The following is a 15,814-nucleotide window of genomic DNA, read 5'->3' on the forward strand; positions in this document are numbered from 1 at the left end:
ATCCAGCATGAACAGAATTTATATGGATCACGCCGCGTCGACGCCCGTGCATCCGCTCGTCGCCGAAGAGATGCTGCGGGTCATGACCGGCACGTACGGCAACGCCTCGAGCGTGCACGCGTTCGGGCGCGACGCAAAGCGGATCGTCAGTTCCGCGCGCGAGACAATCGCCGCCGCGATCGGTGCCAAGCCGGCCGACCTCGTCTTTACGTCGGGCGGCACCGAGAGCGACAATGCCGCGCTGTTTGGCGCGGCTGCCGCGCGTGCGGAGCACGGGCGGCATCTGCTCGTCTCCGAGATCGAGCATCATGCGGTGCTGCATGCCGCGGAGAGCCTGGCGGAGCAGGGCTTCGAAGTGGAATACATTCCGGTCGATACGCGGGGACGCGTCAGCGTCGACTGGATTCGCGAACATACCCGCCCGGACACGACGCTGATCAGCGTCATGCTCGCCAACAACGAAGTCGGCACGATCCAGCCGGTACGCGAGATCGGGGCGTTCGCGCGCGAGCGCGGCGTCTGGTTCCATACGGACGCCGTACAGGCGCTCGGCTCGCTGCCGATTCACTGCGCGGATCTGAACGCCGACCTGATCAGCTTCTCCGCGCACAAGATCAACGGGCCGCAGGGAATCGGGGCGCTGTACGTGGCGCCGGGCATCAAGCTTCCGGCGCTGCTGCGCGGCGGCAATCAGGAACGCAAGCGCCGGGCCGGGACGGAGAATCTGGCCGGCATGGCCGGCTTCGCCGCGGCGGTCCTGCTTGCCGTATCCGATCTGGAGGCGCGCCGGGCGCGGACGCTTGCGCTGCGCGCGCAGCTGCTGAACGGTCTGTCGGCGGCGATCGGCGAATCTTCTTTTGTAGTCAACGGCGATCCGGACCATCATCTGGACCATATCGTGAACGTCAGCTTTCCGGCGGTGGGGACCGAGACGATGCTGATGAACCTCGATATGACCGGCATTGCGGTCGCCAGCGGATCGGCCTGTACGTCGGGTTCGCTTGAGACTTCGCACGTGCTGCGCGCCATGAATCTTCCTGAAAATGTTTTGAATTCCGCGATTCGATTCAGCTTCGGATTGGGTAATAATTCGGAGGAAATCGAGACGGTCGTCAAAACTATTGAAACGATTATGAACCGCGTGCGTATGAAGCGTTGAGCGCTCCGCAAGGACGCTTTTCGCTCGGTAGGGTAGATTCCTTCCGCCTTCATGCGGACGCTGTTCGACGGGCGGCTTGCCCGGGTCTTATCTTGTGAATAATCATTCAATCGGAAGAGATATGCATTTCTTCGCGACTTTCAAATAAGCGGACGGATAGGTGATCCCCATAATGAAATGTCCAAATTGCAGTTCCAAAGATATCGGCAAGATCGGCTCGCACCAGTTCTACTGCTGGAGCTGCTTTATCGAACTGACGGTCAATGGCGGCAGAATGTCGGTATTCCAGGTCGAAAAAGACGGTACGCTCAGCTCTCTGGACGATCTGTTCTGCCTGGAAGAAGCCGAGTCGTTGTCGCAGCTTCAGGCAACCTCCTAAAGCGGACTGCTTGCAGACGGCCGGATATTCCGGCGCCGCGCCTTTACGGGCCGCGCGCCGGACTGTCCGGTTTTTTTGTGCGCGCAAAATAGATTGAAGCCTCGACGTGGGCGAAGCGGCGCCGCCGCGCCCGCCGCCTGTTCTTGCCGTCCGGGCTCGCGATCCGCCGGTGCATTGACAGAAAATCGGGCGCCCGATATACTGGGAAGGCATTGAAGATAACCGACAAATCGATGATGGAATGAAGTACGTCCCGAAGCGACGCCTTCTCAGCGAACAGGCTCCTTGCGCGATCCGCGCCTGGGTGGAAGAGCCTGGAAGGCCGACGGACCGAAAGCTGATTCCGGAGTGCCGCGAACTTTCGCCAAGCGAAGGCCGCGGCCGACTCGTCCCCGTTAACGGACTCAACGAGGCGATCGTTTTTTCGCGGCTCCGCTTCTGCGACAGGCAGAAGGCAGCGCGGCACAAACGGTAACCAGGGTGGTACCGCGAGCAATCGTCCCTGAATTTTTTCAGGGGCGTTTTTTATGTTTTTTACTATTCCCAAACGGAGGTCTTCCAACCATGAACGCTAGTGAAATCCGCTCCAAATGGCTGCAATTTTTCGAACAAAAAGGCCATCATATCGAGCCGAGCGCTCCGCTCGTGCCGCACAACGATCCGTCCCTGCTGTGGATCAACGCCGGCATGGCGCCCCTGAAAGCTTACTTCGACGGCCGGGTCAAACCGGAAAATCCGAGAATCGCCAACTCGCAAAAGTGTATTCGCACGAACGATATCGAGAATGTGGGCAAAACCCGCCGCCACCATACGTTTTTCGAGATGCTGGGCAACTTCTCCATCGGGGACTATTTTAAGGAAGAAGCGATTACGTGGGCCTGGGAATTTCTGACCGGACCCGAATGGATCGGCTTCGATCCCGAGCGGATCAGCGTCACCGTGTACGCGGAAGACGAAGAAGCGTTCAAGCTCTGGAACGAAAAAGTCGGCCTGCCCGCGGAACGCATCATCAAGCTGGGCGACGAGAACTTCTGGGATATCGGCGAAGGCCCGTGCGGTCCGTGCAGCGAAATTTTCTACGACCGCGGCGACGCTTACGGCACGCTCGACCCGAACGATCCGGAGATGTATCCGGGCGGCGAAAACGAACGTTTCCTCGAAGTGTGGAACCTCGTCTTCTCGCAGTTCAACCATAACAAGGACGGCAGCTACACGCCGCTTCCGAACAAAAACATCGATACCGGAGCCGGTCTCGAACGTCTCGCTTCCATCTTGCAGGAAGTGAACTCCAACTTCGATACGGACCTGTTCCAGCCTATGATCCAGCGCACCGCCCAAATGGCCGGTATCCAGTACGGCGTGAGCGAAGAGCATGACGTGGCGCTCAAAGTGATCGCCGACCATGTGCGCACGGTAACGTTCGCCGTCGGCGACGGCGTGCAGCCTTCGAACGAAGGCCGCGGTTACGTCATCCGCCGCCTGCTGCGCCGCGCGGTCCGTTACGGGCGCGTATTGGGACTCGACCGTCCGTTCCTGCACGAGCTGGTCGGCACGGTGGGCGACGTCATGGGCGTCTACTACAGTCAGGTACTTGACAGCCGCGAGCTGATCGAGCGCGTCATCCGTCTGGAAGAAGAACGGTTTCACAAAACGCTGTCCGACGGTCTCGCCATTCTGACCGAGACGGCCGAGCGAGCCAAAGCGGCGGGCGAGAGCCTGATCGGCGGCGAAGACGCGTTCAAAATGTACGACACGTACGGCTTCCCGCTCGACCTGACGGAAGATTTCGCGCACGAGCATGGCATGACCGTCGATCGCGAAGGCTTCGAGACGGCGATGCAGCAGCAGCGTACGCGGGCGCGCGAAGCGCACAAAAAAGGCGGCGGCATGAACATTCAAGGCGGCGCGCTGTCCGAACTGCAAGCCGGCAGCGAGTTCGTCGGCTACGGCCAAACGTCCGTCGAAACCAAAATCGCCGTGCTGATCCGCGACGGCGAAGTCGTCGATTCGGTCGGCGAAGGCGATACGGCGCTGGTCGTGCTCGACCAAACGCCGTTCTACGCGGAAAGCGGCGGCCAGGTCAGCGACGTCGGCACGATCTCTTCGTTCACGGGCACGCTGAACGTCGAAGGACTGGTCAAAGCGCCAAGCGGCCAGCATGTGCACCAGGTTACGGTACAATCGGGCGAGCTGCATGTCGGCGACGAAGTCCGGGCAAGCGTGGAGCGCGATTCGCGCGCGGCGATCGAGAAAAACCATACCGCGACGCATCTGCTGCACAAAGCGCTCAAAGAAGTGCTCGGCACCCATGTCAACCAGGCGGGATCGCTCGTCGAGCCGCAGCGTCTGCGGTTCGACTTCTCCCACTTCGGCAGCATTACGCCGGAAGAACTGGCGGACGTGGAACGCCGCGTGAACGAGCAGATCTGGAGAGGCGTCAACGTCCAAATCGAGCTCAAAGGTATCGAAGAAGCGAAAGCGATGGGCGCGATGGCGCTGTTCGGCGAAAAATACGGCGATATCGTACGCGTCGTCGAGATCGGCGATTACAGCCTTGAGCTGTGCGGCGGCTGCCATGTGCGCAACACGGCCGAGATCGGCCTGTTCAAGCTCGTGGGCGAGAGCGGCATCGGCTCCGGCGTGCGCCGGATCGAAGCGCTGACCGGCCGCGGCGCGTACCTGTACCTCGACGGGCAGCTCGATCTGCTGAAGCAGTCGGCCGCGGCGCTCAAGACGCCGGTGACCGAAGTGCCGAAACGGATCGACGGCATGAACAAGCAGCTCAAGGATGCCGAGCGCGAGATCGAATCGCTGCGCGGCAAGCTTGGCGCGATCGAAGCGGGCCAACTGACGGACCGCGTGCGCACCGTGGGCGACGTGCAGGTGCTGGCCGAAGCGGTGTCCGCTTCGGGCATGGACGCGCTGCGTTCGCTCGCCGACGAACTGAAAACGAAGCTGCCGCAGGCGGTTCTCGTGCTCGGGGCGGTAGACGGCGAGAAAGTCAACTTCGTCGTGGCCGTTCCCCAGGAACTGACCAAGCGCGGGCTGCATGCCGGCAAGCTGGTCAAAGAAGCGGCTTCTGTCTGCGGCGGCGGCGGTGGCGGCCGTCCGGATATGGCGCAGGCCGGCGGCAAGGACGCGTCCAAGCTGCAGGAAGCGCTCGGGGCGGCTGTCTCCGTGCTCGAACAATCGCTGAACGGCTGATCCGAATTGCCGGTCTTTGCCCGATTGCCCGTTTCTTGATCGGGCGAAAGTGTGATATGATGAATAAGATACAATACTAAGGCGTCAAGGCGCGCCGCGCGCACGCGGATGCCTTGTGAAGCGAGGTGTAATCCTTATGGATTCCATGGACAAAACTGTAAAGTTCAACGTGAAGGGCGACGAAGAGACCTCCGCGCAGGAGATTCTGCTTACCGTGTACGACGCGCTTGTGGAGAAAGAGTACAATCCGATCAATCAGATTGTAGGCTACCTGCTGTCCGGCGATCCGGCTTACATCCCGAGACATAACAACGCACGAAGCCTGATTCGCAAAAAAGAGCGCGACGAGCTGATCGAAGAACTGGTTCGTTCTTATTTGTCCAAGCTTCGATAGGAGATACGAACAATGAAATTGCTGGGCCTCGATTATGGAGATCGCCGGATCGGCGTCGCGGTCAGCGACATCTTCGGCTGGACCGCTCAAGGGATCGAAGTGGTTCAACGACGCGAAGACGATTCTCACCTGCGGCGCATCGCGGAACTCGCGGCGCTGCACGAGATCGGGGAAGTGGTCGTCGGTCTCCCGAAAAACATGAACGGCACGATCGGCCCGCGCGGCGAACTGTGCATCGAATTCGCCGAGTCGCTGCGCGAACGGCTGGGTCTGCCCGTTCACCTGTGGGATGAACGTCTTACGACGGTGTCCGCCGAGCGTACCCTGCTCGAAGCCGATGTCAGCCGCAAGAAGCGCAAGCAGGTCGTCGACAAAATTGCCGCGGGCCTGATCTTGCAAAATTATCTCGATTCCATATCAAACCGGTGAAAGGGTGACGGGCATGACAAACGATTCTAATCTCGTAGGCGAAGAGCCGGAAATTATCTATATCCCCGATGAAGAAGGCCAGGAAGAAGGCTTCGAAGTCATCATGAAGTTTGAAGTGGACGGTTCCGAGAGCAAGTACATGATGGTCGTTCCGCTCGATTCCGAAGACGAAGAGACGGACGAAGTGTACGCTTTCCGTTACGAAGAAGAGAACGACGATCTCAAGCTGTACGTGATCGAGGACGAAGCGGAGTGGCAGATCGTCGAAGAGACTTTCAACACGCTGGTTGCCGAATTGGACGGGGAGGAATAGAAGCGATGACGGAATTTTCCGCAAGTCAGGTCGTATACACGAACAAGCTGGAACAGGTGTACGGATTGGAAGTCGAGTTGATCGACGAGAATGCCGAATCGGTCACGTACCGGATCTTGAAAGAGTTCGAAGTAGGCGGCGGCGCTTATGCGGTTTTGCAGAACGAGACCGCCGGAGCCGAGGACGACGTGCAAATTCTCAAGATCGAGACTTCCCCGGAAGGCGAAGTTCAGCTGGCGACGATTGACGATGATGACGAGTGGGAAAACGTGGCCGAACTGTTCGACGAACTCACGTTCCCGGAAGAAATGTAAGGGAATCGGTAAAGCAAGCGGACCCGGCTAGCCTGGTCCGTTTTGCCGTGCGCAAAAATAAAAGACGAGGGAATTTCCCGACGGGGAATACCCGCGATTCAAGTCCGACAAAGGATGTGCGCCGTAGTGACCCAAATAAGAAAAAGATCGAAAGCCCCGCTCGTCCTGCTGTTGATCGTGCTGCTGCTGATCGCTTCGATTTCGACTTTCGTGTATGCCTCGATGCGCCCGGTGGCCTCTTCCGACGAGCCGGTCACGTTCGAAGTGGCCGAAGGCAGCGGAAGGGCGGAGATCGCCGATCGCCTGCAGGAGCAGGGACTGATTCGCAGCGCCCTGTTGTATAAGGTATATCTCAAAATGGAAAAAGAAGGCGGAGCGTTCAAAGCCGGCACGTATCGGCTGCTGCCGGGTTCTGATTACGCCGCGGTCACGGCCGCGCTGAACGGAACCGGGGAAGTCGAACGCGAAGCAGTAGTCAAGGTGACGATTCCGGAAGGACTGACGATCAAGCAGATCGCGGAGCGCCTGAACGAGCTTGGCGGCTGGGATGCGAAGACCGTTCGCCAGCTGGCGCGGGAACCGGAGAAATTCGCGGACGATCTGCCCGCCGGGATTCCGGCCGAAGCCGGTATCACCTACCCGCTAGAAGGGTATCTGTTTCCCGATACGTACGAGTTCGCCGCTTCCGCCACGGAAGAAGACGTCGTCCGCCGCCTCGTGCAGGAGACGAAGCGCAAGCTTGAATCGATCCCGAACTTCGAAGCGCTGCTCAAAGAACGGGGATTGAGCGTGCATGAGCTGCTGACGCTGTCTTCGCTCGTGGAGCGGGAAGCCGTCGTCGATTCGGAGCGTCCGATCATCGCCGGCGTCATCTATAACCGGCTGAACGATCCGATGAAGCTGCAAATCGACGCGACGGTCCAATACGCGCTCGGCAAGCAGAAAGACCGGCTGCTGTATTCGGATCTCGAGATCGACAGTCCGTACAACACGTACAAATACGACGGCCTGCCGCCCGGTCCGATCGCGGCGCCAAGCCTCAAGTCGATCGAAGCCGCGCTGCAGCCGGAGAAGACCGATTATTTCTTCTACGTAACCAAAAAGGACGGGTCCGGCGAGCATCTGTTTGCCGAGACGTTCGCGCAGCACGAACAAAACATCGAAGCGAGCAAAGCCGGCGGCACTCCGTAAGGAAGACGTCGAGCCGCCTAGGCTTCATGGCCGGGCTCGCTTGAATGGAACGCCAAGCCAATTCCGTATCACCGCAACAAAAGCCGCGCGCCTCTAAGCCAAGGGGACGCGGCGCAAACGAAGTCGAAGAAGGGAGTGGCCGTTTTGGGAAAAAAGCCCGAACTGTTGGCAACTTGCGGCACACTGGATGAATTGAAGGCGCTGGCGGAAGCCGGCTGCGACGCTTTTTTATTGGGGGAAGAACGATACGGCATGCGCCTGCCGGGCGAATTCACGCCGGAGATGATCGGGGAAGCGGTGAACTTCGCGCATCCGCGCGGCATCAAAATCTACGCGGCCGTCAACAATCTGATGGACAATGAGAAGCTGCCGCTTCTGCCGGAGTATCTGAAGCGCATGGGAGAACTCGGCGTGGACGGTATCGAGTTCGGCGATCCGTCCGTGCTTATGCAGGCCCGAAGCCTGCTGCCGGGACTGCCGCTGCACTGGAACGCCGAGATGACGTCGACCAACCACGGGACGGCGAACTACTGGGGACGCCGGGGAGCGACCCGGGTCGTGCTCGCACGCGAACTGAACATGGACGAAGTGACCGGCATGATGCCGTCGCTCGAAGTGGAAGCCCAGGTGCAGGTGCACGGGATGACGAACATTTATCATTCCAAGCGCAGCCTCGTGCACAGCTACATGGCGAATCAGGGACGGCCGGTCGAAGACGATAACGTCGGTCTGACCCGCGGTCTGTACCTGATCGAAGCGGAACGCCGCGACGAACGGTTCCCGATCTACGAAGACGCGAACGGCACGCATATTATGAGTTCCGGCGATATTTGCATTCTGGAAGATTTGTATCTGCTGATGGAGGCGGGCATTCAGAGCTTCAAGATCGAAGGCATCCTGAAAAGCACGGCGTACAACGTCGCGGCCGCCCGCGCCTATCGCCGGGCGATCGATTTGTTCGCCGCCGATCCGGCCGGATACGCGTTCGACGAAACGTGGCTGGACGAGATTCGGGCGCTTCAGGACCCGGAGCGCGAGCTGTCGTTCGGATTTTTCTATAAGGAACAGGTGTATTGAGAAAGGGGATTGTATCGTGGAAATGACACAAACGCCGGTTCAGGACAAGCCGCAGCACAAAGGCAAGCGGTACCGGCTGGACAAACCGGAGCTGCTGGCTCCCGCCGGCAATCTGGAAAAGTTGAAGTTCGCCGTGCATTACGGCGCGGATGCCGTCTATATCGGCGGGCAGAAATACGGCCTGCGCTCGGGCGCGGACAACTTCACTTTCGAAGAAATGAAGGAAGGCGTGGAGTTCGCCGCGAAATACGGCGCGAAAGTGTTCGTCGCCACGAATATTTACGCGCATGAAGAAGACCTGGACGGCATCGCCGAATACCTGCGCAATTTGCAGGAAGCGGGCATCGCCGCGATCATTACGGCCGATCCGATCATCGTGGAGACGGCCAAAACGGCGGCTCCGCGTATCGAAGTGCATCTGAGCACGCAGCAGTCGACGCTGAACTGGCAGGCGGTGCAGTTCTGGAAAGAAGAAGGACTGCCGCGCGTCGTGCTGGGCCGCGAGACGAGCCTCGAAGAGATCGCCGAGATCAAAAAGCATGTCGACGTCGAAATCGAATCGTTCGTGCACGGCGCGATGTGTTCATCGTATTCGGGGCGCTGCGTCCTGTCGAACCATTTTACCGACCGCGATTCCAACCGGGGCGGCTGCTGCCAGTCCTGCCGCTGGAAATACGATCTGTTCGAGAGTCCTTCCGCCGAAGGCGAATGGGTCTCCGAAGAACAGCAGGCCGAAGCCGGCGAAGGCAGCCCGCTGTTCCGTTCCGAAGACAATGCGTTCACGATGGGTTCGAAAGACCTGTGCATGCTCGGTTCCATTCCCGATCTGATCGAAGTCGGCATCGACAGCTTCAAGGTCGAAGGCCGGATGAAGTCGATCCATTACGTGGCGACCGTCATCAACGTCTATCGCCAGGCGATCGACGCGTACATGGCGGACCCCGAGCATTACGAGTTGAAGCCGGAGTGGATGGAAGAGCTGGGCAAAGCCGCCAACCGTCCGCTCAATACCGGTTTCTTCTATGATACGCCGGATCATGAAGACCATATTTACGAGCCGGAACAAAAATCGGTCCCTTACGACTTCGCCGGACTCGTGCTCGATTACGACGCAGAGACGGAAATGGCGACGATCCAGCAGCGCAACCATTTCAAGCCCGGCACGGAGATCGAATTTTTCGGTCCCGGCGGCACGTTTTTCAAACAAACGGTCGGCACGATCTGGGACGAAGACGGCACCGAGCTCGACGCGGCCCGCCATCCGATGCAGCGCGTCAAATTCAAGGTGGAGCGTCCGCTGCGTTATTTCGACATGATGCGCAAAAAGAACGTCAAAAAGTAGGAGACTTACGTCGTAGGTCTTGGGAAACCCTTCAATTCCTTCAAAGGAGTTGAAGGGTTTTCTTTGGATGTCAACTTTTTTTGAAAAAAGGCCGATTTTGCTGTTCATTTTGCTTGCTTGGGCCGATAATAAAGATAACCAGCATTTTGTAATCCCGGGCTTTTCAAGAAGAAAGTAGGTACATAGGCAAGCGAGAGAGCGCTTTCTAAACTCCGGTGTTGCAGCGCTGATTCTAAAGACTGGCGGGTGGGAGCATGAGCATGATGAAGAAAAAAGGCGATAACGGGGGAAATCCGATCCTTGAACCGGATGGCGAACAAGCGGAAGGAAAAGGGAAACCTTCGCTGAAGCTTTTGAGAAAAGATAAAGGACCGAAAAAGGTTCGAGAGAAAAAGCAAAAGCTGCCTAAGGTCGTTCCGGGGACATTGGAAAATGGTTCTGAAGGTACTGGACGAAATGAGAACGCTTTAAAGGGTACGGCTGCCCGGCTGCTGCCCGGCTTCGGTTCGAAAAAAGGCGGCCGTTCCAGGCTGCCGAAACGTTCCGTGCGCGAGTGGGGAGGCTTAATGGGCGGAGCGCTCAAAAACTGGCGCGCGCTCGATCCGGGCAAGTCGGTAGGCGTTCGCCTGTTCCTTATCTTCCTCGTGAGTATGGTCGTCTTCGTGTCTTCGCTCGGCATTTTCTCGTACGTTAAAGCCCGCGACACGATCAAGGCGAACGCCGCGACGGCCAACGAGCAGACGATCATCCAGACTTCGGAGAAGCTGGACATCATTTTGCAGCGCTACATGGATTCGTCGACGCAGATCTTTTTCAATCCGGAAATTCAGGACGCGATCAACAATTTGCAGCGGGCGACGAGCGATTTCGATCGTTTGCAGGCTTACCGCGAGATCAACGAATCGCTGAGCAATCAGGTCAACGTCACAAGCGGGCTGCAGTCGGTCTTCTTCCTGTCGACCGACGAAGCCTCGAACGATTTCTTCACGGCGGGTAACCGCCTTCCGACGGCGGAAGAAATCCGCGGCACGGCCTGGTACAAGGAGCTGACAACGACCAAGACGAACGTGCAGTGGATTCCGACCGACGTCGAACGCAGCAGTTATTCGCTCGTCCGGCTCATGTCCACGACGAACGGCAGCGGAGCGAAGTTCGTCATCGGCCTGCAGCTTGACGTCAAGACGCTGGAAGAACAGCTGGCCTCTGTCCAGTTCGGGGAAGGCAGCCATATCGAACTCGTCGCGGCCGACGGTACGAACGTCGCTTCCGACAAGGAAGGATCGGCGGGCCAGCCGAGCACTTACGTGTTCGACCGGGACCAGCTCGGCGAGAGCGGCAAGTTCGAAGCGAAGCAGTTCGGCACTACCGTGCTGGCCGCGTACAATACGATGGAGTCATCCGGCTGGAAGCTGATCGGAACGGTTCCGGTCAAAGTGCTGCTCGAAGGCGCGTCCGGCATCCTGATTCTGATCGTGATCTTCGTCGCGGTAGCGGTACTCGTGGCGATCGCGATCGGCATCTGGATGGTTCGTATGATCGGCCGTCCGCTCGGCCATCTCAAAGGCTTGATGCAGGAAGGCGCGACAGGCAATCTGAGCGTGCGTACCGATTACCGCTCGAGAGACGAGATCGGCGAACTGTCGACCGCCTTCAACCAGATGATGGACCGCATTACCGATCTCGTTCGCCAGACGACGGATACGGCGCAGCAGGTGCTCGATACGGCCGGCGAACTGGAGACCGCTTCGAAGCAGACGGCGTCTTCGGCCCGCGAGATCGCGATCGCGACGGAAGAAATCGCGAACGGAGCGTCGAGCCTGGCCCAGGAAGCGGAGAAGAGCACGGAACTGACCGAGCGAATCGGCGAACGGATGGAAAACGTCGTCTCCGCCAACCGCGAAATGGACGCTTCGGCGCGGGAAGTCCAGACGGCGAGCCGTCAGGGAACGGTCCATCTGGACAAGCTGCTGACCCAGACCGGCAGCACGGAGAACATGGTGCGTTCGCTCGTGACGCGGGTCGACGCGCTCAAGGAGAGCACGGCTTCGGTCATGAAAGTGCTCGACGTCATGCAGAACATTACGAAACAGACCAATATTCTGTCGCTGAACGCGACGATCGAAGCGGCCCGCGCGGGAGCGGCGGGACAAGGGTTCATGGTCGTCGCCGGCGAAATCCGGCAGTTGGCCAGCCGTTCGCGCGAATCGATCGATATGGTCGGCGAGATTACCGACAATATCCAGTCCGAGATGGACGAGACGGTGCGTACGCTGTCGACCGTCTACCCGATGTTCCAGGAGCAGGTGCAGTCCGTGAAGCAGACGAGCGGCATTTTCGACTCGGTGCAGGATCAGATGCAGCAGTTCTCCGGCAAGCTGGACGGCGTAACGGCGTCGATCGGCGAACTGGGCAGCGCCCAGAAGACGATGGCCGAAGCGATGACGAGCGTCAGCGCGGTCGCCGAGCAGTCTTCCGCGACGTCGGAAGAAGTCGCTTCGCTCAGCAGCGAGCAGCAGAATGTCGGCGTGCGCTTGGTCGAACTGTCGGCCAAGCTCAGCAACGCTTCGAACGAATTGAAAGATTCGATTTCGAAATTTACGATCTGATCGGAGCGGGAATGAAGTTCGTCGGACCAATCGTCCCGCAAGCCGGTTGAATATAAGCAAAAAGCCTGTTCCTCTACGGAACAGGCTTTTTGCTTATGTTTTTTTCGGAAGGATCGGGTTCGGAATATCGACGTACAGCGGCGTCTCGCCGCGCTGGTGGAAGCGGCTGAGCAGATTGGCTTTGGCCGGCAGCGTCGGCGAGGCCAACAAGTCGTGTGCGACGGCGCGAAGCCGCGTGTCCGAAGGGTCTTCGGCCAGCGTCGCAAGCGTTTGCCGCACGACGGCCCAGAAGAGATGTTCCGCCTGCCCGGAATAATAAGCGAGCCTCTGCACCACATGACTGAGATGATTGACGAAGAAGTAATATTTCAATCGGTGCAGCGCTTCTTCGCCGGAGTACAGGACGGGGCTGTCCGCGCTTACCAGCGTGCCGATCCAGCCGTGGCTCTGCGCAAGGGTGCGATCGACGCTGATGCCTTCCAGGTCGCGCACGAGCAGCGCCGAAGGCCGGCCGTTTTCGAGGCGCAGCATCGAATTTTGCACATGCGCTTCCAGGCTGATGCCGAACCGGGCATACAGCCGGAGAATCGGCACGATCGACACATCCGCATAGTCGCGGAACCAGTCGATCCAGTCTCTCCAGCCGCTCGTGTCGTTCCGGTCGCTTTCCGTGCCGGAGCGGCCTGCCGGCTGATCGGCCGGCTGATCGCGTCCAGGGGCGTCCGGCGCGTCCGGGCTGCCCGGTCCGCCCAGGCTGCGCCGGTTTTCGCGCACGGCGCGGAACAGCAGCGGCTCCGCTTCGCCGGGCAGCACTTCCAGCAGCGAAGCCAGCACGTACGGCACGCTGCGCGAAGGGTCGGACAGATCCGGCGCTTCGCGCACGATCATCGAAAAGCCGGACATGATCGGCTCCCGCTCGGCCGCTTCCGCATCCGGAAGCGACAGTGTCCGGTAGCCGGTCTCCAGCAGGAGACCGAACCGCGGAGAATCGTTCTCCCGCTGCACGGCAGCCGCGATCCGGGAAGCATCCAGCGTGCGAAGCAGCTGCTCCTCGCTGTTCTCGCGTATAAAATTGGTGATACGGATATGCAGCGACAGCTTGTAGAAGCATTGTTCTGTCGGGTTCCATACGGTTCGGACCGAAGAAGTGGGCACGACCCGCGGACCGATCGGGCCGAGATCGACCAGGTCGCCCGCGGCCAGCAGCCGCTGCACGCTGTCGAGCGAGCGCAGATAGCGGGCCTGCCAAGGATGGCAGGGCAGAATCCGGTACGATTTGCCCCGCGGCGGCAGCAGCCGAGAGGCGGCTTCCCGCATTTCGGCGGGCACCCACGCCGCATCGGGATCGCCGCCGCCGGCTTCAAGCCAGTCTTCGGCGATCAGTTCCGGGGCGGCGGCGAAGCCGTGCAGCGCGAAGTCGACGCCGTATTCCGGCGAATAAGCGAGCGAATCGGACAGGCTGAAGCCTTCCAGACTTTTGGGCGTGGGATGAAACGGATGGCCGCACAGAAGCGACTGCTCGGCGCGGCGGAAATCGAGCGCGGCCGGAGCGCCGGCAGGCGACGCATGCCGCAGATACGCGGTCATGCGATACAGGCTGTTGGCGATCGCCTCTTCCAGCTGTCTGCGCTTCAAGTCGGCCGAACCGGGATCAAGCGCATTCGGGCCGAGCTGCGCGGCCGCCGCGATCTCGCTCAGCAGCCGCTCGATGACCGGCTCGAAAGCAAGCGGCTGCCAGTCGTCGATCGGCTGCGCTTCGATCTCGATCCCGTACAGCCGATCGCCGTATTCATGATGGCCGGCATCGGAACGATGCCGCAGCTTGCCGTAGATGCGCTGCCCGGTAGCGGGCAGCAAGGCCGCCAGCGACAGACCCGGCAGGGAAGGGTCGTCGATGAAGGGATCGGTCTGCCCCGTTTCGCGCAAATAGGCATTGAGAATCCGGGTTAGCGTTTCGCGCTGTGCCAGGGCGGAAGCGGCTTCGTCGGTGCCCGCGACTTCGGGGCGGATAACCGGGCCGGACGCGGCCTTCGCGGCGTCCGTATGTTGAATATCGATAAGAATTCACCCTTTCTTCGTAGATTGGAGCGGCAGTCTTTCGGCGGCTTTTTTGCCGGCCGCCGAACCCGGCGGGATCAGGAACAGGGCAGACAGCATGACCAGGCCCATCACGACGTAGACCGAGGACAGGCCCCATAATCCGCCGATCCGCACGCCGAGCGTCGGCCCGATCAGCTGACCGGCCATCAACAGGCTGTTCGTCGCGCCGATCCGCACGCCGCGGTCGCGATCGCTCGAAGAGTCGAGCACTTGAAGCATGACGGTCTGCAGCAGCGCGCTGTACGCAAATCCCTGCAGCAGGCGGACGAACATCAGCCAAGGCACGCCCAGCGGGACGGCATGCGCCAGAACGCATACGCCGCACAGCAGTCCGGCAAGCTTGAGATTGCGCTCGGGCGGCCGGCGGTCGTTGCGTTTGCCCCACCAGGAAGCGCCGAGCAGCTCGCCGACAGACGACATCGCCAGCAGCAGGCCGACGAACAGGACGGCAGCATCGGACGGAATCAGTTGCCGAACGTAAGGCGTGAACATCGTAAACGTCGCAAAATCGACCAGTTTGAACAGAATGCCGGCCAGCACGAGGCGGCTGATCGTCGGGTGAGACACCAGAGAGCGAAAAGCATGCCCGATCCCGCCGCGGCCGTCGGTTTGCGCCGATAGGGCCGGAGGCCGCGACGCCTGCGAAGAGTCAGCCTGACGATCGCTTTGCTCCGCATCGCCCAGCTTCCAGGCGGCGAGCAGCGCGAAAGCCAGCGTCAGGGCCGCCGTCAGGAACAGCAGCAGGCGGCTGCCCCATAAATGGACGCACAGACTGCCGAGCAGAGGCCCGGCAAGCAGTCCGGCCGCCGAAGCGCGTTCAAGCGTCCCCAGCGCCGAGCCCCGCCGATCGGCCGGAGCATGCGACCCGACAAAAGCGCTGCTGGCATCCGAAATGCCGCCGAACGCGCCCTGACAGAGACGGAACAGGAAAAACTGGAACGGAGTCTGGGCGATCCCCATCAACATCATGCTGAGAGCAAGCCCGACCAGCGCCCGCACCACCATCCATTTGCGGCTCCATCGATCACCGAGTTTGCCCCATACAGGAGTCAGCAGCGCATAGGACAGAGCGGGCGCCGACACCGACAGCCCGGTCCACAGCAGCACTTCCTGCGGACTGCCCGCGTTCATCCCTTCCAGGTAATACGGAATGAACGGGCTGATCCCGGTCAGTCCCGCGCTGGACAGAAAACGTCCGCCCGACAAGAGGCGCAGGCTGTTATTCCAGGCGGGCGAAGACTTCATGCAAGCGATTCACCTCCCCGATTTTGGCAACGTAAAATCCAAGTTCAACCAGATTATCAAT

13 protein-coding genes are annotated in these 15,814 nt (G+C 60.0%); 11 read left to right on the plus strand and 2 right to left on the minus strand.

Features of this window, described 5'->3' with window-relative positions:
- The first annotated feature begins 7 nt into the window (after window positions 1–7).
- From FTE24_RS21230 to FTE24_RS21280, 11 genes are all read left to right on the plus strand, one after another.
- Window positions 8–1,159, plus strand: coding sequence for a cysteine desulfurase family protein (locus FTE24_RS21230; RefSeq protein WP_150230536.1), 1,152 nt, complete (start codon window positions 8–10; stop codon window positions 1,157–1,159).
- Window positions 1,160–1,331: 172 nt separating this feature from the next.
- Window positions 1,332–1,538, plus strand: coding sequence for a hypothetical protein (locus FTE24_RS21235; protein ID WP_141446434.1), 207 nt, complete (start codon window positions 1,332–1,334; stop codon window positions 1,536–1,538).
- 564 nt (window positions 1,539–2,102) lie between these two features.
- Window positions 2,103–4,742 carry an alanine--tRNA ligase gene (alaS, locus tag FTE24_RS21240; RefSeq protein ID WP_150230534.1) on the plus strand — a complete coding sequence of 880 codons (2,640 nt, stop codon included), beginning with the start codon at window positions 2,103–2,105 and terminating at the stop codon, window positions 4,740–4,742.
- A 136-nt stretch (window positions 4,743–4,878) separates the two neighbouring features.
- Window positions 4,879–5,136: an IreB family regulatory phosphoprotein gene (locus FTE24_RS21245; protein ID WP_141446432.1), complete on the plus strand. Its 258-nt coding sequence runs from the start codon at window positions 4,879–4,881 to the stop codon at window positions 5,134–5,136.
- Window positions 5,137–5,148: 12 nt separating this feature from the next.
- Window positions 5,149–5,565: a Holliday junction resolvase RuvX gene (gene ruvX / locus FTE24_RS21250; RefSeq protein WP_150230532.1), complete on the plus strand. Its 417-nt coding sequence runs from the start codon at window positions 5,149–5,151 to the stop codon at window positions 5,563–5,565.
- 13 nt (window positions 5,566–5,578) lie between these two features.
- Window positions 5,579–5,878, plus strand: a complete 300-nt coding sequence (locus FTE24_RS21255; RefSeq protein ID WP_141446430.1) for a DUF1292 domain-containing protein — start codon at window positions 5,579–5,581, stop codon at window positions 5,876–5,878.
- Window positions 5,879–5,883: 5 nt separating this feature from the next.
- Window positions 5,884–6,192 (plus strand): DUF1292 domain-containing protein, encoded by a 309-nt coding sequence (locus FTE24_RS21260; RefSeq protein WP_141446429.1) that lies wholly within the window; start codon window positions 5,884–5,886, stop codon window positions 6,190–6,192.
- A gap of 126 nt (window positions 6,193–6,318) precedes the next feature.
- A complete protein-coding gene (gene mltG / locus FTE24_RS21265; RefSeq protein WP_150230530.1) occupies window positions 6,319–7,383 on the plus strand; it encodes an endolytic transglycosylase MltG in 1,065 nt (354 codons plus the stop codon).
- 144 nt (window positions 7,384–7,527) lie between these two features.
- Window positions 7,528–8,460, plus strand: coding sequence for a peptidase U32 family protein (locus tag FTE24_RS21270; protein WP_150230527.1), 933 nt, complete (start codon window positions 7,528–7,530; stop codon window positions 8,458–8,460).
- A 22-nt stretch (window positions 8,461–8,482) separates the two neighbouring features.
- The gene (locus FTE24_RS21275) at window positions 8,483–9,802 is read left to right on the plus strand and encodes a peptidase U32 family protein (RefSeq protein WP_150230767.1); all 1,320 of its coding nucleotides are present in this window, start codon (window positions 8,483–8,485) and stop codon (window positions 9,800–9,802) included.
- 566 nt (window positions 9,803–10,368) lie between these two features.
- Window positions 10,369–12,408: a methyl-accepting chemotaxis protein gene (locus FTE24_RS21280; RefSeq protein ID WP_160441852.1), complete on the plus strand. Its 2,040-nt coding sequence runs from the start codon at window positions 10,369–10,371 to the stop codon at window positions 12,406–12,408.
- A 93-nt stretch (window positions 12,409–12,501) separates the two neighbouring features.
- On the opposite strand, the gene FTE24_RS21285 is transcribed toward FTE24_RS21280, so the two are convergent.
- Both FTE24_RS21285 and FTE24_RS21290 read right to left on the minus strand, forming a co-directional pair.
- On the minus strand, window positions 12,502–14,334 hold the full coding sequence (locus FTE24_RS21285) for an IucA/IucC family protein (protein ID WP_150230523.1): 1,833 nt from the start codon (window positions 14,332–14,334) through the stop codon (window positions 12,502–12,504).
- A 138-nt stretch (window positions 14,335–14,472) separates the two neighbouring features.
- Window positions 14,473–15,753 (minus strand): MFS transporter, encoded by a 1,281-nt coding sequence (locus tag FTE24_RS21290; RefSeq protein WP_150230521.1) that lies wholly within the window; start codon window positions 15,751–15,753, stop codon window positions 14,473–14,475.
- Window positions 15,754–15,814: the final 61 nt, after the last annotated feature.

This window comes from Saccharibacillus sp. WB 17 (assembly GCF_008634075.2).
In the GTDB taxonomy this organism is placed as follows: Bacteria; Bacillota; Bacilli; order Paenibacillales; family Paenibacillaceae; genus Saccharibacillus; species Saccharibacillus brassicae.